1 protein-coding gene is annotated in these 371 nt (G+C 54.2%); it reads right to left on the minus strand.

Going from position 1 to position 371, the window contains the following annotated elements; translation table 11 throughout:
- Nucleotides 1-345 (minus strand): molybdopterin-dependent oxidoreductase (locus tag V5P19_RS23070; protein ID WP_334407852.1); only part of this gene is annotated, 345 nt, incomplete at its 3' end.
- Nucleotides 346-371: the final 26 nt, after the last annotated feature.

Raw genomic sequence — 371 nt, forward strand, 5'->3', positions numbered from 1 at the left:
GTAGGAACCAGCAAAAATCGATGCCGGACCATAAACCTCACGAATGCGTTTATGTTGTCGGTGAATAAGATCCAGCGCCTCATCCCAACTCACGCGAACAAATTCATCCTGCCCACGAATGCCTTGCGGGTTTTCCGGTGACGCGAGAAAGCCTTTGCGCACCATTGGAAATCGTACCCGCGTATTGCTGTGAACCTGGTCGCGAACCGCGCTCTGCAAGGAGTTTTCCATTCCTGTGGCTAACGCGCCACGCGAGCTAAACACGGTTTCGCCGTCGGTTTCAACCAGCATGGGCCCCCAGTGGGCGGCAGTCAGAACGGAATATCGTGAGGATGAGTTGGCCAAACCGAAGACTCCTGAAAGGTTAGATG

Source organism: Enterobacter sp. UNJFSC 003 (genome assembly GCF_036903355.1).
In the GTDB taxonomy this organism is placed as follows: domain Bacteria; phylum Pseudomonadota; class Gammaproteobacteria; order Enterobacterales; family Enterobacteriaceae; genus Enterobacter.